This is a genomic window from Pseudomonas sp. NEEL19, from assembly GCF_028751975.1.
Classification (GTDB): domain Bacteria; phylum Pseudomonadota; class Gammaproteobacteria; order Pseudomonadales; family Pseudomonadaceae; genus Aquipseudomonas; species Aquipseudomonas juntendi.
In genome coordinates this window covers 1,190,684-1,211,785 of record NZ_CP081491.1, presented here as the reverse complement: position 1 = coordinate 1,211,785, position 21,102 = coordinate 1,190,684, and the positions used below count along the sequence as shown (strand labels likewise).

Annotated in this window: 20 protein-coding genes; 10 read left to right on the top strand and 10 right to left on the bottom strand. The window is 64.5% G+C overall.

The features are described from left to right. Positions 1-204: 204 nt before the first annotated feature. The 5 genes from plsB to K4A76_RS05430 all read left to right on the top strand — a co-directional run bounded on the left by plsB (position 205) and on the right by K4A76_RS05430 (position 4,853). Positions 205-2,691: a glycerol-3-phosphate 1-O-acyltransferase PlsB gene (plsB, locus tag K4A76_RS05450; protein ID WP_054912882.1), complete on the top strand. Its 2,487-nt coding sequence runs from the start codon at positions 205-207 to the stop codon at positions 2,689-2,691. A 72-nt stretch (positions 2,692-2,763) separates the two neighbouring features. Beyond that, positions 2,764-3,123, top strand: coding sequence for a YbaY family lipoprotein (locus K4A76_RS05445; protein ID WP_182365411.1), 360 nt, complete (start codon positions 2,764-2,766; stop codon positions 3,121-3,123). 66 nt (positions 3,124-3,189) lie between these two features. After that, entirely contained in the window at positions 3,190-3,588 is a 399-nt protein-coding gene (locus K4A76_RS05440) for a YbaY family lipoprotein (RefSeq protein ID WP_054890080.1), read from the top strand. Positions 3,589-3,621: 33 nt separating this feature from the next. Beyond that, a complete protein-coding gene (locus K4A76_RS05435) occupies positions 3,622-4,308 on the top strand; it encodes a DUF4197 domain-containing protein (RefSeq protein WP_029885090.1) in 687 nt (228 codons plus the stop codon). Between the two features lie 143 nt (positions 4,309-4,451). Next, a complete protein-coding gene (locus K4A76_RS05430) occupies positions 4,452-4,853 on the top strand; it encodes a hypothetical protein (RefSeq protein WP_274411704.1) in 402 nt (133 codons plus the stop codon). 57 nt (positions 4,854-4,910) lie between these two features. Here K4A76_RS05430 and K4A76_RS05425 read toward each other — a convergent pair whose 3' ends face one another. Together K4A76_RS05425 and K4A76_RS05420 are read right to left on the bottom strand one after the other, a co-directional pair. Next, complete coding sequence (locus tag K4A76_RS05425) at positions 4,911-7,967, bottom strand: efflux RND transporter permease subunit (protein WP_274411703.1); 3,057 nt, start codon at positions 7,965-7,967, stop codon at positions 4,911-4,913. Positions 7,968-7,973: 6 nt separating this feature from the next. Next, entirely contained in the window at positions 7,974-9,074 is a 1,101-nt protein-coding gene (locus K4A76_RS05420; RefSeq protein WP_054912878.1) for an efflux RND transporter periplasmic adaptor subunit, read from the bottom strand. 164 nt (positions 9,075-9,238) lie between these two features. On the opposite strand from K4A76_RS05420, the gene K4A76_RS05415 reads away from it, so the two are divergent. Continuing rightward, entirely contained in the window at positions 9,239-9,880 is a 642-nt protein-coding gene (locus tag K4A76_RS05415) for a TetR/AcrR family transcriptional regulator (RefSeq protein ID WP_054912885.1), read from the top strand. Positions 9,881-10,054: 174 nt separating this feature from the next. Here the strand turns inward: K4A76_RS05415 and K4A76_RS05410 are convergent, their stop codons facing one another. Next, positions 10,055-10,831 (bottom strand): class I SAM-dependent methyltransferase, encoded by a 777-nt coding sequence (locus K4A76_RS05410; RefSeq protein WP_274411702.1) that lies wholly within the window; start codon positions 10,829-10,831, stop codon positions 10,055-10,057. A gap of 103 nt (positions 10,832-10,934) precedes the next feature. Between K4A76_RS05410 and K4A76_RS05405 the strand changes: the two genes are divergently transcribed. Further along, positions 10,935-11,555: a hypothetical protein gene (locus K4A76_RS05405; RefSeq protein ID WP_054890086.1), complete on the top strand. Its 621-nt coding sequence runs from the start codon at positions 10,935-10,937 to the stop codon at positions 11,553-11,555. A 2-nt stretch (positions 11,556-11,557) separates the two neighbouring features. Here K4A76_RS05405 and K4A76_RS05400 read toward each other — a convergent pair whose 3' ends face one another. The 7 genes from K4A76_RS05400 to ppc all read right to left on the bottom strand — a co-directional run bounded on the left by K4A76_RS05400 (position 11,558) and on the right by ppc (position 18,925). Beyond that, the gene (locus K4A76_RS05400; protein ID WP_274411701.1) at positions 11,558-12,244 is read right to left on the bottom strand and encodes an extensin-like domain-containing protein; all 687 of its coding nucleotides are present in this window, start codon (positions 12,242-12,244) and stop codon (positions 11,558-11,560) included. Next, positions 12,244-13,074, bottom strand: a complete 831-nt coding sequence (locus K4A76_RS05395) for an isocitrate lyase/PEP mutase family protein (RefSeq protein WP_009686984.1) — start codon at positions 13,072-13,074, stop codon at positions 12,244-12,246. The genes K4A76_RS05400 and K4A76_RS05395 overlap by 1 nt, the downstream gene beginning before the upstream one ends. 28 nt (positions 13,075-13,102) lie before the next feature. Next, positions 13,103-13,972, bottom strand: a complete 870-nt coding sequence (locus tag K4A76_RS05390) for a DUF72 domain-containing protein (protein WP_274411700.1) — start codon at positions 13,970-13,972, stop codon at positions 13,103-13,105. Positions 13,973-13,975: 3 nt separating this feature from the next. Then, on the bottom strand, positions 13,976-14,263 hold the full coding sequence (locus K4A76_RS05385; protein ID WP_054912872.1) for a hypothetical protein: 288 nt from the start codon (positions 14,261-14,263) through the stop codon (positions 13,976-13,978). Between the two features lie 131 nt (positions 14,264-14,394). Further along, positions 14,395-15,069, bottom strand: coding sequence for a tRNA (adenosine(37)-N6)-threonylcarbamoyltransferase complex dimerization subunit type 1 TsaB (gene tsaB / locus K4A76_RS05380; protein WP_009686987.1), 675 nt, complete (start codon positions 15,067-15,069; stop codon positions 14,395-14,397). A gap of 320 nt (positions 15,070-15,389) precedes the next feature. Further along, positions 15,390-16,040 (bottom strand): adenylate kinase, encoded by a 651-nt coding sequence (gene adk / locus K4A76_RS05375; protein ID WP_029885102.1) that lies wholly within the window; start codon positions 16,038-16,040, stop codon positions 15,390-15,392. A 257-nt stretch (positions 16,041-16,297) separates the two neighbouring features. Further along, entirely contained in the window at positions 16,298-18,925 is a 2,628-nt protein-coding gene (gene ppc, locus K4A76_RS05370) for a phosphoenolpyruvate carboxylase (RefSeq protein ID WP_054890345.1), read from the bottom strand. Positions 18,926-19,186: 261 nt separating this feature from the next. Here ppc and K4A76_RS05365 point away from each other — a divergent pair, with 261 nt between their 5' ends. The 3 genes from K4A76_RS05365 to K4A76_RS05355 all read left to right on the top strand — a co-directional run bounded on the left by K4A76_RS05365 (position 19,187) and on the right by K4A76_RS05355 (position 21,095). Beyond that, positions 19,187-19,534: a hypothetical protein gene (locus tag K4A76_RS05365; RefSeq protein WP_009686990.1), complete on the top strand. Its 348-nt coding sequence runs from the start codon at positions 19,187-19,189 to the stop codon at positions 19,532-19,534. Positions 19,535-19,839: 305 nt separating this feature from the next. After that, complete coding sequence (locus K4A76_RS05360) at positions 19,840-20,253, top strand: DUF4398 domain-containing protein (RefSeq protein WP_009686991.1); 414 nt, start codon at positions 19,840-19,842, stop codon at positions 20,251-20,253. 50 nt (positions 20,254-20,303) lie between these two features. Next, the gene (locus tag K4A76_RS05355; protein WP_009686992.1) at positions 20,304-21,095 is read left to right on the top strand and encodes an OmpA family protein; all 792 of its coding nucleotides are present in this window, start codon (positions 20,304-20,306) and stop codon (positions 21,093-21,095) included. Positions 21,096-21,102 lie beyond the last annotated feature (7 nt).

The window sequence follows — 21,102 nt, the reverse complement described above, 5'->3', positions numbered from 1 at the left end:
ATCGCCGTGCAGGCATGGGCTTACCTGCCCCGTGCCAACGCCGCTTGCCGAAATAACCTGCAAGTGGCAGGCCGAGTATATGCCACAGCACAAAAAAATTTGATGACGGTCCCGCTGTTGGCCGATTTTTGCTGAACTTACGCACATACGGCAGACTAATTAACTGGATACTCACCTGAACATCACACCCAGGGCACACACCCCATGACCCGTTCCCCCCTGCGCCGCCTGATTTTCGGCGCCCTGCGTCGCCTGTTGTACCTGTGGGTGCGCTCCGAAACCATCAACCAGTCGGCCATGTCGTTGAACCTGGACCGCAGCCGGCCCGTGATCTACGCCTTGCCTACCCCGGCGCTCACCGACCTGGTCGTACTCGACCACGAGTGCACCAAGGCAGGGCTGCCGCGCCCGGTGCTGCCGGTAACGGTCGGTCCGCTGCAGGAACCCGCTGCGTTCTTCTACCTGACCCCCGACCCCGACTGGCTGGGCCGCCAGGACAAGCGTGGCGCCCCGCCCACCCTCGAGCGCCTGGTAGCTGCCGTTACCCAGCATGCCGAGGAAGATGCGCAGATCATTCCGGTCAGCGTGTTCTGGGGCCAGACCCCGGCCAGCGAGTCCAGCCCGTGGAAACTGCTGTTTGCCGACAGTTGGGCAGTGACCGGGCGTTTGCGGCGGCTGCTGACCGTACTGATACTCGGGCGCAAGACCCGCGTGCAGTTCTCTGCCCCCATCCACCTGCGCGAACTGGTGCAGCACAACAAAGGCCACGAACGCACCGTGCGCATGGCCCAGCGCCTGATGCGCGTGCATTTTCGCAACCTCAAGACCGCGGTCATCGGCCCCGACCTTTCGCACCGGCGCAACCTGGTCAAGGGACTGGTTCATGCACCGCTGGTGCGCCAGGCCATCGCCGAGGAGGCGCAGCGCGAAAACCTGCCGCTGGCCAAGGCCGAAGCCCAGGCCTTGCGCTACGGCAACGAGATTGCCTCTGACTACACCTACACTGCCATCCGCTTCCTGGAGGTGGTGCTCAGCTGGTTCTGGAACAAGATCTACGACGGCATCAAGGTCAACCACATCGAGCAGGTGCAGGGCATCGCGCCCGGCCACGAAGTGATCTACGTGCCCTGCCACCGCAGCCATATCGACTACCTGCTGCTGTCGTACCTGCTGTTCCGCAACGGCCTCACGCCACCGCACGTGGCCGCGGGCATCAACCTCAACATGCCGGTGGTCGGCAACCTGCTGCGCCGTGGCGGGGCATTCTTCATGCGCCGCACCTTCAAGGGCAACCCACTCTATACCGCGGTATTCAACGAATACCTGCACACCCTGTTCACCAAGGGGTTCCCGGTGGAGTACTTCGTCGAAGGCGGCCGTTCCCGTACCGGGCGCATGCTGCAACCGCGCACCGGGATGCTGGCCATTACCCTGCGCAGCTTCCTGCGTTCGTCGCGCACGCCCATCGTGTTCGTGCCGGTCTACATCGGCTATGAACGCGTGCTCGAAGGCCGCACCTACCTGGGCGAGCTGCGCGGTGCCAGCAAGAAGAAAGAGTCGGTATTCGATATCTTCAAGGTGTTCGGCGCGCTGAGGCAGCGCTTTGGCCAGGTGTCGGTCAACTTTGGCGAGCCGATCCGCCTGGCCGGCTTCCTCGACCAGCAACAACCCGGCTGGCGTGAGCAGGAGCATGGCCCGCAATACCGCCCGGATTGGCTTAACGCCACAACCCATCGCCTGGGTGAGACCGTGGCCCGCCACCTCAACGAGGCGGCGGCCATCAACCCGGTCAACCTGGTGGCCATGGCATTGCTGTCCACCAGCCGCCTGGCCCTGGATGAACGCGCCCTGGTCCGCGTGCTCGACCTGTACCTGGCCCTGCTGCGCCAGGTGCCCTACTCGCCGCACATCACCCTGCCCGAGGGTGACGGCCAGGCCTTGATCGAACACGTGCGCAGCATGAACCTGGTCGCCGAGCAGAAGGACGCCCTGGGCCGCATCCTGTACCTGGACGAAGGCAATGCGGTGCTGATGACCTACTACCGCAACAACGTGCTACACATCTTCGCCCTGCCGGCGCTGCTGGCCAGCTTCTTCCTCAGCAGCTCGCGCATGAGCCGCGAACTGTTGGGGCAATATGTGCACGCGCTGTACCCGTATTTGCAGGCCGAACTGTTCCTGCGCTGGGCGCCGCAGCAATTGGACGACGTCATCGACCAGTGGCTGGCGGCGCTGGTCGAGCAAGGCCTGCTGCGCCAGGACAACGACATCTATGTGCGCCCGCCGCCCAGCTCGCGGCAGTTCGTGCTGCTGACCCTGCTCGCCCGTACCATCACCCAGACGCTGCAGCGTTTCTACATGGCCACGTCCCTGCTGCTCAACAGCGGGCAGAACAGCCTCAGCGCCGAAGCGCTGGAAGACCTGTGCGTGATGATGGCCCAGCGCCTGTCGATCCTGCATGGCTTGAACGCCCCGGAGTTTTTCGACAAGACGCTGTTCCGCCACTTCATCCAGACCTTGCTCCAGCAAGGCGTGCTGCATGCAGATGCCCAAGGCAAGCTGGGTTACCACGACAAGCTCGGCGAACTGGCCGAGGGCGTGGCCAAGCGCGTGCTGTCGGCCGAGCTGCGCCTGTCCATCCGCCAGGTGGCGCTGCATCGCGACGAGCCTTCAGACGTGGTGCAAGGGTAGCTTTTCTGTCTGCCGCCAGGCCTTGAGAGGGGACAGCATCGCCGTGCTTTCCCCCTCTCAAGGAGCACTACCATGAACCAGATCAAATCGATCGACGTCGAAATCGTTTCTTCCAGCGACAACTACCTGCCAGCCTCCGCCCAGGTGCTACTGAGCCTGCTCGACGTGTCCCGTGCCGACGCGCCGGCCGTCAGCCACGCCGAGCTGCGCCTTCAGTGCGCCGGTGTACTGCCGATCAAGCTGCAACTGGCCTGCGACCTCAGCCAGCTCGACCCGCGCGGCAGCTACGTGCTGGCCGTGCGCATCGAGCAGAACGGGCTACTGCAGTTCATCAACACCACCCATCACGCCGTAAACCCTCACACCTTGTCTGGCACCGAACGCGTGGTGGTCGATAACGTCGCGACGCCCCCGGTCGTGCTCCATGATTGATTAGGGAAAATCCGCTAAAGTCCCTGGGGTTGGCCACAAGCCGGCTCCAAGGACAACGGAGATTCCATGAAAAAGCTCTTTATGCTGTGTTGCGCATCCCTGCTCGCAGCCTGCTCCAGCCAAACCCCGCCCGCCCAGGCCAGCCTGGATGGCGAAGTCTTCTACCTGCAGCGCATTGCCCTGCCGCCGGCCGCCACCCTGAGCGTCGAACTGCAGGACGTGTCGTTGATGGACGCCCCGGCCGTGACCCTGGCCCGCCAGGCCGGCCCGGTCAAAGGCAACGTGCCGCTGCCGTTCCACCTCACCTACGATCCGCGCCAGGTCAAACCCGGCCACCGCTATGCGCTGAGCGCGCGCATCGAGCTGGGCGGCAAACTGCTGTTCATCAATACCGAACACCATGGCGTGCTGCTCGACGGCTCCGACCCGCAACCCGTGCGCGTCAAGCTCGACCAGGTTCGCTGATACCCGTATTCATCTGTTTACAAGGAACGCTTCATGATCCGCACTTCCCTGCGCTTCACCACCCTGTGCGCCGGCCTGCTGCTGTCGGCCAGCGCGCTGGCCCTGTCGCTGGGCGACCTGAGCCAGAAGGACGCCACCGGCGGCCTGAAAGATGCCCTCACCCAAGGCGCGCAACTGGCGGTCAAGCAACTGAGCACCCCAGGCGGCTTCAGCAACAACCCGGACGTGCGTATCGAACTGCCGGGCAACCTGGGCAAGGCCGCCAAAGCGATGAAGATGTTCGGCAAGGGCGAACAGGTCGAAGCCCTGGAAGCCAGCATGAACAAGGCCGCCGAAAAGGCCGTGCCGCAGGCTCAGGCGATTCTGGTAGACGCCGTGAAGAACATGAGCGTGACCGACGCCAAGGGCATTCTCAGCGGCGGTGACGACTCCGCCACCCAGTACCTGAACAAGAGCAGCCGCGAGCAGATTCGGGCCAAGTTCCTGCCGGTCGTCAAGCAGGCCACCGACCAGGTTGGCGTGGCTCAGCAGTACAACGCCTTCGCCGCGCAGGCCAAAGGCCTGGGGCTGGTCAAGGATGACGCCAACATCGAGAACTACGTGACCGAGAAGGCGCTGGACGGCCTGTTCGAGATGATCGGCAAGCAAGAGCAGAACATTCGCCAGAACCCGGCCGCCGCAGCTACCAGCCTGGCCAAGAAGGTCTTCGGCACGCTCTGATAACGCGTGGTGCCACAGCAGCGGTCTGCGTGAACCCGCGCGGCCGCTGCCTCTGCGTCGTTTTGCCTGTACCGCCTTTCCCCGCTCCCTCGGCCAACAGCAAGGTGCAGGATGGCGGCTCTTTTCGACGAGGAGTTTCCGCTATGCCCTCCACCCCACATTTCCAGATATTCATCGACTGCGAAAGCCAAGACCGGATAACACCGGACGCTTCGGCGAGTTACGTATTGGTCCTGAGTGAAAAACTGGAGGGCTTCGGCGCTGCCAAAGGCAGTTTCGTCCTGCAGCCCGTGCTTACCATCGAGCAGCAAGGCGAACTGGCGCTGCCCCAGACCTTCAGTTTCATGATCGATGGGGCAACGCTCAAGGAAGGCCATGCTTACCAGGTGAGCCTGCGCTACCAGGCCACCAACGGTAACCCGCACGGCAAGCGCCTGGCCTGGAAAGAGACTTTCGTCGCTCAGGACCAGGCCCGCATTGCACCTGCCGCCGTCAGCGGCCATGGCCCGTGCAAGGGCCGCACCAACAGCTGCCTGAGCTGGTAAGGGCCGGCGCCTTCAACACCCAGGGCGCAAGCTGCCTGCATGCTCGCGCCTGGGTCTTCAACGCTGCTTTACCCTGAACCAGGCCGCGTACAACGCCGGCAGGAACAACAACGTCAGCACCGTGGCCACGATCAGGCCACCCATGATCGCGACCGCCATCGGCCCATAGAACACGCTACGCGACAGCGGGATCATGGCCAGCACCGCGGCCAGCGCGGTCAGCACGATAGGCCGGAAGCGCCGCACCGTGGCCTCGATGATCGCTTGCCAGCGGTCCATCCCTGCCGCAATGTCCTGCTCGATCTGGTCAACCAGAATCACCGAATTGCGCATGATCATCCCCGCCAGGGCAATGGTGCCGAGCATGGCGACAAAGCCGAACGGCTGGCGGAACACCAGCAGGAACAGGGTCACGCCGATCAACCCCAGTGGCGCGGTCAGGAACACCATCAGCGTGCGCGAGAAGCTGCGCAGCTGGATCATCAGCAAGCTCAACACCACCACGATGAACAGCGGCATGCCAGCGTTCACCGATTTCTGCCCGCGCTCGGCATCTTCCACCGTGCCGCCCACTTCCAACAGGTAACCGTCGGGCAGCTTGGCGCGGATGCCCTGCAAAGAAGGCAGAATCTGCTTCACCAGTGTCGCAGGTTGCGCCTTGTCGTAGATGTCTGCCCGCACGGTCACCGTCGGTAAGCGGTTACGGTGCCAGATGATGCCCTCCTCAAAGCCATACTCCAGGGTCGCGACCTGCGACAGCGCCACGCTCTGGCCGTTGTCGGTCGGCAACGCCAGGCTGCCCAGGTTGCCCAGCTCGCTGCGCTCCTGCAGCGTACCGCGCAGCAGTATCTCGATCAGCTCGTTGTCTTCGCGGTACTGGCTGGCGGTGGTGCCGGTCAGCGAACTCTGCAGGAAACTCGCCAGGTGCGCGGTGCTCACGCCCAGCGCACGGGCACGGTCCTGGTCGATGCTCAGAAACACCGCCTTGCTCGGTTCCTCCCAGTCCAGGTGCACATTCACCACATGCGGGTTCTCGCGCACCTTGGCCGCCACCTCACGGGCCAGTGCCCGCGCCTTCTCGATATGCTCGCCCGTGACCCGGAACTGCACCGGGTAACCCACGGGCGGGCCGTTTTCCAGGCGGGTGACCCGGGCGCGCAACTCGGGGAACTGCTGGTCCACCGTGGCGATCAGCCAGCTGCGCAGGCGCTCGCGGTCGTCCATCGACTTGGCCAGCACCACGAACTGGGCGAAGCTGGCGGCCGGCAACTGCTGGTCCAGTGGCAGGTAGAAGCGCGGCGAACCGGTGCCCACGTAGGCCACATAGTTGTCGATGCCATCCTGCTGCGCGAGCAGCGCCTCCAATTGCTTGACGCGCTCGGCGGTATTGGCCAGCGATGCACCTTCGGCCAGCTTCAGGTCGACCATCAGTTCCGGGCGCCCGGACGCCGGGAAGAACTGCTGGGGCACGAAGCGGAACAGCAGGAGGCTGCCGATGAAGGCCGCGATGGTCAGCAGGATCACCGTTTTGCGGCGCCGTACACACCACGCCACAACCCGCCGCACACGCTGGTAGAACGGCGTGGCATAAGGGTCTGGCGCCTGGCCATGACGGGCGGCGTGCAGTCGGGCCAGGTCGGGCAACAGGCGCTCGCCCAGGTAAGGCACGAACACCACGGCGACCAGCCACGATGCCAGCAAGGCAATGGTCACCACCTGGAAGATCGAGCGGGTATATTCGCCGGTGCTGGAGGCCGCCGTAGCGATGGGCAAGAAGCCCGCTGCGGTGATCAGGGTGCCGGTGAGCATCGGGAAGGCCGTGCTGCTCCAGGCGTAACTGGCCGCCTTGAGGCGGTCGTAGCCCTGCTCCATCTTGATCGCCATCATTTCCACGGCAATGATCGCATCGTCAACCAGCAAGCCCAGGGCCAGTACCAGCGCCCCCAGCGAAATCTTGTGCAGGCCGATGCCAAAGTAATGCATGGCCGCGAAGGTCATGGCCAGCACCAGGGGGATGGCCAGCGCCACCACCAGGCCGGTCCGCAGGCCCAGGGAGAAGAAGCTGACCAGCAGCACGATGACCAGCGCCTCGGCCAGCACCTGCACGAACTCGCCCACACCGGCCTTGACCGCCGCGGGCTGATCCGAGACCTTGCGCAACTCCATGCCGGCCGGCAGGTTGTGCGCCAGGCGTTCGAACTCGCTTTCCAGCGCCTTGCCGAGCACCAGGATGTCGCCGCCATCCTTCATCGACACCGCCAGGCCAATGGCCTCTTCGCCCATGAAGCGCATGCGCGGTGCGGGTGGGTCATTGAAGCCACGGTACACTTCGGCGACATCGCCAATGCGGAAGGTGCGGTCGCCCACCCGAATCGGGAACTGGCGAATCTGCTCGACGCTGTCGAAGCGACCGCTTACCCGCAGTTGCAGGCGCTCGCTGGGGGTTTCGAAGAAGCCGGCGGTGCTGACTGCATTCTGTTCGCGCAGGGCGTTCTGCACCGCTTGCAGCGGCACCCCCAGGGTGGCCAGCTTGAGGTTGGACAGTTCGATCCAGACTTTCTCGTCCTGCAAGCCGATCAGCTCGACCTTGCCCACGTCCTTGACCCGCTGCAGCTGGATCTGGATCCGGTCGGCATAGTCCTTGAGCACGGCGTAGTCGAAGCCCTTGCCGGTCAGTGCATAGATATTGCCGAAGGTAGTGCCGAATTCGTCGTTGAAGAAGGGGCCCTGGATTTCCGGCGGCAAGGTATGGCGAATGTCCGCGACCTTCTTGCGGATCTGATACCACAGCTCGGGAATGTCCTTGGAGTGCAGCGAGTCGCGGGCCATGAACGTGACCTGCGATTCGCCAGGCCGGGAAAACGAGACAATCCGCTCGTACTCACCGGTTTCCATCAGCTTTTTCTCGATGCGCTCGGTTACCTGGCGCGCCACTTCCTCGGCCGTGGCACCGGGCCACAGGGTACGAATGACCATGGCCTTGAAGGTGAACGGCGGGTCTTCGCTTTGGCCCAGCTTGGTGTAGGACATGGCGCCAATGGCCGCCACCAGGATCATCAGGAACAGGACGATCTGGCGGTTGCGCAGCGCCCAGGCAGAAAGGTTGAAACCCATCGGGACTTACTCCTTGGCCGTCAGGTTCACTACGCGGTTGCTGCGGTCGACGGGGCGTACCTGCTGCCCCTCACGCAATACATGACCACCGGCGGCCACCACCCAGTCATCGGCGGCCAGCCCTTCGAGCACGGGCACGCTATCGTTGCCGTACGCACCCAGGCGCACCACGGCCCGCTCCAGGCGGCTGTCCTTGTTCACCCGCCAGACATAGGCCTGGCCGTCTTCGGCGGTGACCGCCGACAGCGGTACAGACAATGGGATCAGGCCTTCGGTAGCAATGAATACCCGGGCGCTCTGGCCCAGTTCGGCCGGGGCAGCCGACGTGGTGAAGGCGATGCGGGCGGCGAAGGTGCGCGAGCGCGGATCGGCCGCGGGTGACAGCTCGCGGATGCGCCCCTGGAAGCGCGCCTGCGGGTGCGACCACAGCTCCACACTCACCGGTTGACCGATGGCGACCCGGGCGAACTGCTGCTCTGGCAGGGCGATGGCCACCTCGCGCTCACCATCGGCGGCGAGGGTAAAGGCGGTTTGCCCAGCGGCCACCACCTGGCCCACTTCCACCTGGCGCTTGGCAATCACCCCGGCCTGGGGCGCACGCAATACGGCATAGGCTGCCTGGTTCCCGGCCACGTCGAACTGCGCCTTGGCCTGCTTCAGGCGGGCCAGGCCGGCACGGTAGAGGTTTTCGGCATTGTCATATTGAGAATGGCTGACCATCTGCCGGTCAAGCAGCTTCTGGTAGCGATCACGCTCGGTGCGCACCAGTGCCAGGTTGGCTTCGGCGGCGGCCAGTTGTGCGCGGTTAGCTTCCAGTTGCAGGCGTACGTCCTGCGGGTCCAGCTCGGCCAGCGGTTGCTCGGCCTTGACCCGCTGCCCTTCTTCGACCAGCCGCTTGCTGACCTTGCCGGCAATACGGAACGCCAGTTCCGGCTCGAAGCGCGCACGCACCTCACCGGGGTAACTGGCGGCTCCCGCTTCGGCTGGCTGCGGCTGCACCACCAACGCCGGGCGCGGGGCGGCGGGGGCGGCGGCTTCCTGTTCGCACGCCGCCAGAAGCACGGCGACGGCGGCGGGCAACGCGATGGACAAGGCCTGGCGCAACATGATGAATCCTTTCGCAGAGGGTACTTCGAATATGTGTACTGGCGGGTATATTAAGTCAGGGAACTGCTGCCGAGAAGCCAGCGTCGATAAGAAATCGCCTGACGATGGCTACGATCACTGCTGGAAACCGCTCCAGCCGGTAATATGGGAGCTTGATCAACCACATGCAGACCACAATGTCCAACGACGCACCCATCGGCCCAGGCCGGCCCAAGGACCTGGCCAAGCGCGAGGCGATTCTCGAAGCTGCCAAGTCGCTGTTCTTAAGCCTTGGCTACGCCAACACCAGCATGGATGCGGTCGCTGCGGCGGCAGGTGTTTCTAAGCTCACCGTGTACAGCCACTTCACCGACAAGCAGACGCTGTTCTGTGCAGCGGTCATGGCCACCTGCCAGACTCAACTACCGGACCTGTTGTTCGAGTACCCCGCGGGTGCGCAGGTCGAAGACGTGCTGCTGAACATCGCCCGTGGTTTCCAGGCGCTGATCAGCAGTGACGAAGCGGTCAAGCTCAGCCGCCTGATCATGGCCCAGGGCAGCCTGGATGCAAGTTTTGGCGAGTACTTCTACGAGGCCGGGCCCAAGCGTGTGCTGGCCGGGATGGAAGCGCTGCTGCGCGAGGCGGATGAGCGTGGGCTGCTGCGTATCGACAACCCGCTGCGGGCAGCGGAGCACTTCTTCTGCCTGGTCAAGGGGGCCCCGGATTACCGGCTATTGCTCGGCTGTGCGGGGCCGCTGGAAGGTGATGAGGCAGAAGCGCATGTGCGCGAGGTGGTTGGGGTGTTCTTGCGGGCGTTTCAGCCGTGAAGCAGACACGGGCATTTGGCGGCAGCCCTGTTGTCTCGAATGCTGAATCTTGCTCAATGCCTGTGGGAGCGGGCAGGCCCGCGAACACGGGCGCAGCCCGTGCCAACCACTGCGGTGCCTGCTTCGCGGGCTCGCCCGCTCCCACATCGGCCGCACTAGCCGGTCAGATAAAGGTCAGGCTTTAAGCGCTTTCTTCGGGTAGATGTCGTACCGGCTCGACTTGCCCTCAAGGCTATGGCTCGGTTTCGGCCCGTCAATGATCGGCGCCTTGCGTGGGCGCTTCACCACCACCCGGTGGCTGGCCAGCGCCAGGGCGGCTTCGAGCAGGGCCGGGGCATCCAGGTCGTCACCGACCAAGGGCCGGAACACACGCATCTCCTTCTTCACCAAAGCACTCTTGTCGCGATGCGGGAACATCGGGTCGAGGTAGATCACCTGCGGCGCCTCGCCTTCCCAGGCGCGCATGCGCTCGATGGCGTTGCCGGTCAGCAGGCGCATGCGCCCGACAATCGGCCCCACTTCTTCATCCAGCCGGGCGCGCGCCAGGCCATCTTCCAGCAGCGCGGCTATCAGCGGCTGGCGTTCGATCAAGGTCATCTGGCAGCCCAGGCTGGCCAGCACGAACGCGTCCTTGCCCAGCCCCGCCGTGGCATCCAGCACCTGCGGTCGCACGCCTTGGGCGATGCCCACGGCCTTGGCGATCATCTGCCCGTTACCACCGCCAAACTGGCGCCGGTGCGCGGCCTGCCCTTCGACAAAGTCTACCCGCACCGGCCCCGGTGCCTGCGGGCCCAATTGCTGGATCTGCAAGCCATCAACGCCCACCTGCACGGCAAACCCGGCATCATCGTCCTGCAACGGCAGCGCCAGGCGCTCGGCCCATGCAGCGGCCTGCGCTGCGAATTCGGCCGTTAGCGCCTCGACCCGGATACCTGCGCCCTGCTCTTCCATCTTCAACACCTAGAAATTGAACCCAGCCGTTAAGGTATCGGCCGCCACGGCCGATACAGGCAATATCCCGCTATTCTGCCAGAGCACAACGCGCGCGACTGCCATGTCAGATACTCTTCCCATCGGCTTGACCTATTTGTCGCCTGTCGGCAACTACAGTCAGCACAACACCCAGGCACTCGGGGGCGTCAGCCACCTGTGGCAGGATTTTTTCGCCCGGGCCATGGCCGAGCGCCAGGAAGAGCCGGTAGACAGCATCAGCCAGTCGTTCGTGCAGTACGACCAGGACAGCGGCGAACCGACCGGCGGCGCCCGCGCGCTGGCCATGATCGACGCGCAGCGCGCCTGCCCGGTGCAGGATACCCGCGTAGTCCCACCCGAGCCGCTGTTTCTGCCCAAGGCCGAGCTGGAAGCCAGCCTCCTGCCGCCGGCCCCCGAGCCTTTCAGCGCCATGGAACTGATCGAGCAACAGCGCCAGCTCGACATCAACAACAGCTGGCTGCGCCCGGTGGTGATGAGCCAGGGTCAGCCGCTGCCCGAGCCCGGACCGGGCCCTAGCCCACGCCCGCTGTTCCTGCCCATCGCCGAACTGGAAAGCGACTTGTTGCCACCCGCCGCCGAACCGTTCGACGATGCCACGCTGAGCAAGCAGCAGACCGACCTGGCGTTCGACCTCCACTGGGCGCGCCCGGTGGTGCTGAACAACGTGCGCGCCTACGCCTGACCTTAGCGGCAGACCTGCCAGCGGCCCATGTCCAGGTGGAAGTGATTGTGGTGCGCGGCGTTGTAGTCGGGGCCCAACACAGTGCTGAAGCTTTGGCAGGCAGCCTGCTGCACCTCGCGCAGGAATTGCGCCTTGGCCCCACCCGCCTGCCAGTCACGCGCCAGAACGATGCGCTGACCGTCCTGCAGGCGAAAGCCGCTGATGTCCAGGGCATTGGCCGTCGCGTGCTGGCTCAGGCGGCCCTGCTTGCGGTGGTAGACGTTGCGGCAGGCATAGCTGCCCACATGGTCGACCTGGGTCACCGGCTGGCCCAACACCCGCTGCGCGACAGGCTGCAACGCGTGGTGTTCGAACAGCGCATACGCCACCGCCAGTGGGCAGCTGGCCAGAAAGCTGCTGCTCAGGCGCGCCTTGCCGGCTTCGATACGCCACACATTTTCCAGCGGGCAGTTGGCCGAGGCCGGGCTGTCGGCCTGTGCCCGGTAGCGCAGTTGGCTGGTGGCCAGTGCCTGGCGGCACAGCGCGGGGTCATCCCGCAGCCGCGACAGCTTGTAGGGGGTCAGCCAATTGGGTGGTTGGCGCACATCCAACGGCGCCCAGGGGTTCCAAGGCGCGGGCAGGCGCCAGCCCAGTTGCCAGGCAAGCACGGCCACCAACAGCACGCCGGCCAGCAGCATCAGGGCCCGCATCAACGGCGGAACAGGTCGTTGAGCTGAGCGAACGGCAAAGCCTGGTCTGCGTAGCCGAAGGTGCCCTGGTCATGGACTTCCAGCGCGGCCCGCTGCAACGCACCCAGGGCCGCGCGGGCCAGCGACGAGCCAAGGCTGATGCGGCGCACGCCAAGGTCCTGCAACTGGTTGACGCTCAACGCCACGCCGGCCATGCCCATCAGCACGTTGACCGGACGCGGGGCCACGGCCTGCACCACCGCGCGCACTTCTTCCACCGTTCGCAGGCCAGGCGCATACAACACATCGGCCCCCGCTTCGGCGTAGGCTTGAAGGCGCAGGATGGTGTCGTCCAGGTCCATGCGCCCGTGCAGCAGGTTTTCTGCACGGGCGCACAGGGTGAACGGGAACGGCAGGCTCCGGGCAGCCTGCACTGCGGCGCGTACACGCTCCACCGCCAGGCCGATATCATAAATGGGCGCATCATGGCGGCCGCTGGCGTCTTCGATAGACCCACCCACCAGGCCAACCTCGGCGGCACGCAGAATGGTCTGCGCGCAGTCCTCGGGCAGGTCGCCGAAGCCGTTTTCCAGGTCGGCGGCCACCGGCAACGCGGTGGCGTCGACGATTTCGCCGGCGTTGTCCAATGTGTCGTCCAGGCTCAGGGCCCCTTCGGCATCCGGGCGGCCCAGGCTGAAGGCCAGGCCGGCGCTGGTAGTGGCCAGCGCTTCGAAGCCCAAGCTCGCCAACAGCCTGGCCGACCCGGCATCCCACGGGTTTGGGATGACGAATGCACCGTCACGCTGGTGCAAGGCCTTGAAGGCTTCGGCTCGCAGGGTTTGCACATCCATGGTGGAACCTCCGGCAGTCAGGGAAGGGTCACAGTAGCCCCAGTTGTTCGACCTCGGGGGCGCGCGGCAATTCCGGCAGCGCGGCAAGGCCCGGCAAACGCAGCATCAGGCGCTGGTGAAAATGCCGGGCAAGTGCCGCCGCCAGGCGGTTGTCCGAGGTATGCAGGAAGATATAGGGGCTGCGGCCTTCTTCGATCCAGCAGGCCACCTTGTCTACCCACGGGGTGAGAAACACGTCGTTGGCTTGCAGTTCCGGGTGGCCGATGAAGCGGACCTGCGGGTGCTGGGTAAAGGCGGCCGGGCGCGGAGGCACCTTGGGCTTTTTCGACTGCGCATGCAGCACGGAAGGGTCACGCGAAGTGCAGCTGAACAGCGCGCGCGGGTCGAGGCAAATACGCTCGACGCCCCGTTCGTGCAGCACCCGGTTGAGCATGCGCTCCTCTTCACCCTTGGCAAAAAACGCCTGGTTACGCACTTCAACTGCCACGGGCACCGCCAGCTCATCCAGAAAATGGCACAGCTCGCCCAGGCGCGCAGGGCCGAACTGGGCCGGCAATTGCAACCAGTAGGGAGACACACGCCCGCCCAACGGTGCCATCAACCGGGTGAAATCGAAGGCAGGCTCCAGCTGGTCGCGCAGGTCACCAGCGTGGCTGATGTCGCGGGGGAACTTGGCGGTGAACCGGAAATGTGCGGGCATTACCTGTGCCCAGCGGGCAAGGGTGCCAGGGGCAGGCCGGGCGTAGAAGGTGGTGTTGCCCTCTACCGCGTTGAACACCTGGCTGTAGAAGCCCAGCATCTGGCCGCTGCTGGCATCGGCGGGGTACAGGTAGTCGCGCCAGGCGTTTTCACTCCATGACGGGCAACCGAGAAAGTAAGGCAGGGGTGATGGACTCATCCATCAAATGTACAGGTCGAGCCCTAGTACTTCCATGTCCCAGTCGGTAAAACCGGCGGTGCTCAGGTAACTGGCCAAGGCATTGGCGGTACGCCGGTCACGGGCGCGAGGGAAAACCATGTCCTGCTGGCGGGCTGGCAGACCAGCGCCAAGGCGGCGAGCGGCGGGCTCAGGTTGCGCGGCTTCAAGGTCATCGACGACCTCTGCATCATCGACCGCATCCTCGCGCACCGCGGCCTTGCGCGGCGTGCGCTTGATCGGGTACTGCGATGAGAAACCGTCGATACGCATGGCATGAGCACTCGGGATCAATGATGGCAATTTAGCAGCATCAGAGCTCCGTCGCTAATGCTTCATTGATAACTGGACCACAGATTGCGCAAAAGGTTTTAGTGTGATCGGCAATAACCGACGGACAGCAGTCATTGCTGCTTCGGGGTAGCTACATTGTCGCGCAGATACACCGGCTGCGCCTGTTCGGCGGTAACTGCCTCGCCACGCGCCCAGGCAAAACCGGCCAGGGCCAGTACGTCCACAGCGCTGGGCAGGGCCTGGGCATCGCTGGCCGCGACTTTCACTGCCAGGCGTTCGGCATAACCCCAACCCGTGCCGGCACCGAACCAGGCACCGGTGCTCTCTAACGGCAGCGCCACCTGCTCGGGTGGCAACACGGCCTCCCTGCCGACCAGGCGCATTTCCCCCGCCGTGGCCTGGTAGCACCCCCAGTACACCTCGTCCATACGCGCATCGATGGCCGCGGCGACCTGCTGCACGCCCTGTTCGCGCAACGCGCCCTGGGCCAGCGCGGCAAGGTTGGAGACCGGCAGCACCGGGCGCTCGAGGGCGAACGCCAGCCCCTGTACCACACCGATTGCGATACGCACACCGGTGAACGCACCCGGGCCCCGGCCAAAGGCGATGGCATCGAGCGCATTCAGTGCCACGCCGGAATCGGCCAGCAACTGCTTGATCATCGGCAGCAGCTTCTGGGCATGCATGCGCGGGATCACCTCGTAATGGCTGGTTACCTTGCCGTCATGCAGCAGCGCGACGGAACAGGCTTCGGTGGCGGTATCCAGGGCCAACAGGGTGGTCATCGAACGGGTATCCAGGTGCGAAGAAAAAGAGCGGCATTATAGAGCAGCTGCGCCGTTGTGTCCCCACGGGGCCGCTGTATGGCCACTTGACACGGTCCCAGTAGGAGCGGCCTTGTGTCGCGATGGGGCGCGCAGCGGCCCCGGCGATTTCTGCGGCGAAGCTCACTCTGCGGCGAAGCTCATTCTGCGGCGAAGCTGAAATTGTGGGGCCGCTGCGCGCCCCATCGCGACACAAGGCCGCTCCTACTGGGACCACATAGCTAAAGCCAGAAACAACAACGGCCCGCAAGCGGGCCGTTGACGGTGCATGCTGTATCGGATCAGCTCAGGGCTGCCAGTACCTTGGCAGTGATGGCTTCAACCGAGCCTACGCCTTCGATGTGGCTGTACTTCGGCTTGCCAGCATTGGCCGCCGACAGCTTCTGGTAGAAGTCCACCAGCGGCTTGGTCTGGCTGTGGTAGACCGACAGGCGATGGCGAACGGTTTCTTCCTTGTCGTCGTCGCGCTGGATCAGGTCCTCGCCAGTGACGTCATCCTTGCCTTCCACTTTCGGCGGGTTGTACTGAATGTGGTAGGTACGGCCCGAGGCCAGGTGCACACGGCGACCTGCCATGCGACCCACGATTTCTTCATCGTCCACGGCAATTTCAACCACGGCGTCGATATCGACACCGGCCGCAACCATGGCTTCGGCCTGTGGAATGGTCCGTGGGAAGCCGTCGAACAGGCAGCCGTTGGCGCAATCCGGCTGGGCGATGCGCTCCTTGACCAGGCTGATGATCAGCTCGTCGGACACCAGCTGGCCGGCATCCATGACTTTCTTCAGTTCCAGGCCCAGCGGGGTGCCGGCCTTGACGGCAGCACGCAGCATGTCACCGGTGGAAATTTGGGGGATACCGAACTTTTCGGTGATGAACTTTGCCTGAGTACCTTTACCGGCCCCGGGAGCTCCCAGCAGAATAACGCGCATCTTGTGCTCCTCAAATTTTTTTATGAACTTCAATGGATTCGGCGACCAGGGCCAAGTCCGGAAAATCGGGTATGACCATAATTCGGTCAGAGGGCTGCTCAAGATACACAGCGCCCGGCAGCCAGACAAGCGTCCCAAAGTTGCAGGAATGCGCCACTTGCGACCAAGCAGGCAGGTGGTTGCGCCTGGCGCAACCACCCTTTCGCTGCTGCCGTACAACCGTTATGGCATGCCGACTGCCGCACCCGGCCCTGCGCTCAACCGGTGTTGCGCAAGCCGGCGGCAATGCCCGCCACCGTCACCAGCAAGGCCTGCTCCAATGGGCTGTCCAGAGCGGCTTCGCGGCTGCGCGAGCGCGCCAGCAATTCGGCCTGCAGGCGGTGCAGCGGGTCCAGGTAGGTGTTACGCAAGCTGATGAATTCCAGTGTCTCGGGGCTGTGCGCGAGTAGCACCGGCTGCCCGGTCAGGCCAAGCACTATCTGGCAAGACTGCGACAATAGGTCGCGCAGGTGCGCCCCCAAAGGCAGCAGCTGCGGTTGCACCAGACGTTCGTCGTAGGCCTCGGCAATTTGCGCATCCGCCTTGGCCAGTACCATTTCCAGCATGTCGATGCGGGTGCGGAAGAACGGCCAGTGTTCGCGCATCTGCGCCAGCAGTTCGCCTTGGCCACGCGCCAGGGCATTGCTCAGCGCGGTTTCCCAGCCCAACCAGGCCGGCAGCATCAGCCGCGTCTGGGTCCAGCCGAAGATCCATGGGATGGCCCGCAGGCTTTCGATGCCGCCGGCGCGGCGTTTCGCCGGGCGGCTGCCCAGTGGCAGGCGCCCCAGTTCCTGTTCCGGCGTCGACTGGCGGAAATATTCGACGAAGTCCGGGTTGTCCCGCACCACACTGCGGTACGCCTTGACGCCATCGGCAGCCAGCTGGTCCATGACTTCGCGCCAGGCCGGCTGCGGCGGCGGCGGTGGCAACAGCGTGGCTTCGAGTACGGCAGCCAGGTACAGGTTGAGGTTTTGTTCGGCAATGCCCGGCAAACCGAACTTGAAGCGGATCATCTCGCCCTGCTCGGTGGTACGGAAACGCCCGGCCACCGAGCCCGGGGGCTGTGACAGGATCGCCGCATGGGCAGGCCCACCGCCACGGCCCACAGTGCCGCCGCGGCCATGGAACAGCAGCAGTTCGACCTGATGCTCGGCACAGATACGCACCAGGTTTTCCTGGGCACGGTACTGCGCCCAGGCCGCTGCCGTGGTCCCGGCGTCCTTGGCGGAGTCGGAGTAGCCGATCATGACCTCCTGCGGGCCGCGCAGCCCTGCACGGTAACCTGGCAGGCCCAGCAGGCGCTGCATCACCGGCCCGGCGTTGTCCAAGTCGGCGAGGGTTTCGAACAATGGCACCACGCGCATCGGCCGGGTCAGGCCAGCTTCCTTGAGCAGCAGTTGTACCGCCAACACATCCGAGGCAGCCCCGGCCATGGAGATGACGTAAGAGCCCAACGAGGCAGCAGGTGCACCCGCCACTACGCGGCAGGTGGCCAGCACCTCGGCCGTATCCGCCTGCGGCTTGAAGTGTGCCGGCAGCAGCGGCCGGCGGTTTTTCAGCTCGGCCTGGAGGAATTCGATGCGCTGCTCTTCATCCCAGTCGGCGTAGCGGCCCAGGCCCAGGTAATCGGTGATTTCGGTCAGGGCGTCACGGTGCCGGGCCGCGTCCTGGCGCACGTCGAGCCGGCCAAGGAACAGGCCGAATGTGACCGCGCGGCGCAAGCAGTCCAGCAGCGGCCCCTCGGCGATAACGCCCATGCCGCACTCATGCAGGGACTGGTAGCACAGTTCCAGTGGGGCAATCAGGTCACGATTGTCGACCAGCACCTCGGCGCTGGGCGGCTGGCTGCTGTTCAACGCCGAGTGCGCCCAGGCACGCGTTGCGCGCAAGCGGTCGCGCAACTGCTTGAGCACCGCCCGGTAGGGTTCAGCGCTGTCGCCGGCCTGCTGGCGCAGGGCGGCGTTGGCCTGCTGCATGGACAACTCGGCGGCCAACGCATCGATGTCGCGCAGGAACAGGTCTGCAGCCATCCAGCGGGCCAGCAGCAGCACCTCGCGGGTCACCACGGCGGTCACGTTCGGGTTGCCGTCGCGGTCCCCGCCCATCCACGAGGCAAAGCGGATAGGGGCGGCCTCCAGCGGCAGGCGCAGCCCGGTAGCGTCCAACAAGGCCTTGTCGACCTTGCGCAGGTGGCTGGGGATGGCGTGCCATAGCGAATGCTCGATCACGGCGAAGCCCCACTTGGCCTCGTCGACCGGGGTTGGCCGGGTGCGTCGGATTTCCTCGGTGTGCCAGGCCTCGGCGATCAACCGGCGCAGGCGTTCACGCACGTGCTCGCGTTCTGCCGGGGTCAGGTCGCGGTGGTCCTGTGCAGCCAGCTGGCCGGCAATGGCATCGTACTTTTGGATCAGCGTGCGCCGCGCCACTTCGGTGGGGTGTGCCGTGAGCACCAGCTGGATATCCAGCTTGGCCAGCTGCCGGGCCAGGGCATCATTGCTGTGCCCGGCCTGCTTCAGCCGCGCCAGCAACTCGGGCAGCACCCGCGCTTCGAACGGCTCGGGCTGGTCGGCATCGCGTCGGCGGATCAACTGGTACTGCTCGGCCATGTTGGCCAGGTTGAGAAACTGGTTGAAGGCCCTGGCCACGGGTAGCAGGTCTTCTTCGGCAAGGTCTGCCAGGGTCGAACTCAGTTGCTCCCCGGGGCCGCGACGGTCGGCCTTGGCGCTGTGGCGAATGGCTTCGATCTTCTGCAGGAATGCATCGCCATGCTGTTGGCGGATGGTCTCGCCCAGCAGTTCACCCAACACATGCACATCTTCACGCAAGCGCACATCGATATCGGTCATTGGCCCCTCTCTCCGTTGCATCCCTTCCAGGCTCCACGCCCTTCCTGTGGGGGGCATGCCCGCGAAAAATCCAACCCGGTGGCTGGCACCGGCTTCGCCGGTGTTCGCGGGCATGCCCGCTCCCACATTGGGGCGGTGACATTCACCCAAGAGTGCCCCCAGCCAAGCAGCGATGGCAAGCAGGGATCGGCCAAAGCAAACTAAAGTGAAGGTTGAGCACTCCCATGCCATGCAGCCTTCGAGGCGTAACCAGAGGTCATCATGAAAATCCGTGAACTCGCCCAGCACTGGGAACAGAATGCCGCCGGCACCTTGAGCCGTACCGGCCATGTCCTGCATCTGGACCTGGAGTCCGAAGCGCGCCTGGCCGCGCTGATCGACATGTACCCCAAACGCACCGCCGAGGAACTGCTCGGCGAACTGGTCGCGGCCGCGCTTGAAGAAGTGGAAGCCAGTTTTCCCTATGTGCCCGGTCGCCAGGTCATCGCCACCGATGAAGAAGGTGACCCGATGTATGAGGATGTGGGGCCGACACCGCGGTTTTTGTCGCTGTCGAAGCAGCATCTGCACAGCCTTACCACCGAGGGCAGTGAAGAGCCAGGGGCGTAGGCCTTGCGCAGCCTTGAGCGATCTGGCGCCGCCCGCGCGGCGCCTGACCTCGGGCAGCAAACGCGCCGAGAAGAACATTGGCCGCGCCGTCCGCCACCCGCTTCAATTGCCTCGGGCACTCTGCAAAAACCCTCCGCCGGGTCAGAAATTTTTCGGAACTATCCAAAAAAACTCTTAGTCACAGCTAATAGCCATCACGCTAAAACCCTGCACACCTGCCGTTGTGCACCGTTGATCCCAAGCGCGCGGACTTGTCAGGGAATGAGCGATGGACTGCTACGGACATCGTTATCAGGAGTGATCCAATGGAGCTGACCACCATGAAAACCCGCACTAGCAAACCGTCATCCACTCATGTGCGCGGGTTCAAGCTGGCCGCGCTGGCCCTGGGCAGTAGCCTGGTCCTGGCCGGCTGTGCGGGTAACCCGCCTACCGAGCAATATGCGGTTACCCAGTCCGCCGTGAATTCCGCTGTCAGCGCTGGCGGCACCGAGTTCGCCGCCGTGGAAATGAAAGCCGCGCAAGACAAGTTCAAGCAGGCTGAAATCGCCATGCACGACAAGAAGTACGACGAAGCCAAGCGCCTGGCCGAACAGGCCGAATGGGACGCACGCCTGGCCGAACGCAAGGCCCAGGCGGCCAAGGCTCAGAAGGCCGTGCAGGATGCCCGCCAGGGCGTTCAGGACGTACGTGAGGAAGGCCTGCGCAGCGCTCAGTGAGCCCTGCCCCGCCAACCTTAGCCTTCGCACACGATCAAAGGATGAACACTATGCGCAATTACGTCATGATTCCCGCCCTGCTGGCCCTGAGCGTCGGTCTTGCTGCGTGCTCGCACGACCCTAACGCCAACCTGGAAGCCGCCCGCACCAACTTCTCGGCCCTGCAGAGCGATCCACAGGCGAGCAAAGTCGCCGCGCTGGAAACCAAGGATGCCCAGGATTGGCTGAACAAGGCCGACAAGGCCTACATGGACCGTGAAGACGAGAAGAAAGTCGACCAACTGGCCTACCTGACCAACCAGCGCGTCGAAGTGGCCAAGCAGACCATTGCCCTGCGTACTGCCGAGGGTGAGCTGAAGAACGCAGCCGCCCAGCGTGCCCAGGCCAAGCTGGATGCCCGCGATGCCCAGATCGCCAAGCTGCAGAACAGCCTGAACGCCAAGCAGACCGACCGCGGTACGCTGGTGACCTTCGGTGACGTGCTGTTCGACTTCAACAAGGCCGAGCTGAAAAGCAACGCCTACCCGAACATCACCAAACTGGCGCAGTTCCTTCAGGAAAACCCTGAGCGCAAGGTGATCGTAGAGGGCTACACCGACAGTGTCGGCTCGGCCAGCTACAACCAGAGCCTGTCCGAGCGCCGCGCCAACAGCGTACGCATGGCCCTGGTGCGCGCCGGCGTAGACCCAGCGCGCATCGTGGCCCAAGGCTACGGCAAGGAGTACCCGGTTGCGGACAACTCCAGCAACTCCGGGCGTGCACAGAACCGTCGTGTGGAGGTGACCATCTCCAACGACAACCAGCCGGTGCAGCCACGCTCCATGAGCCAGGCCAAGCAGTAATACTGGC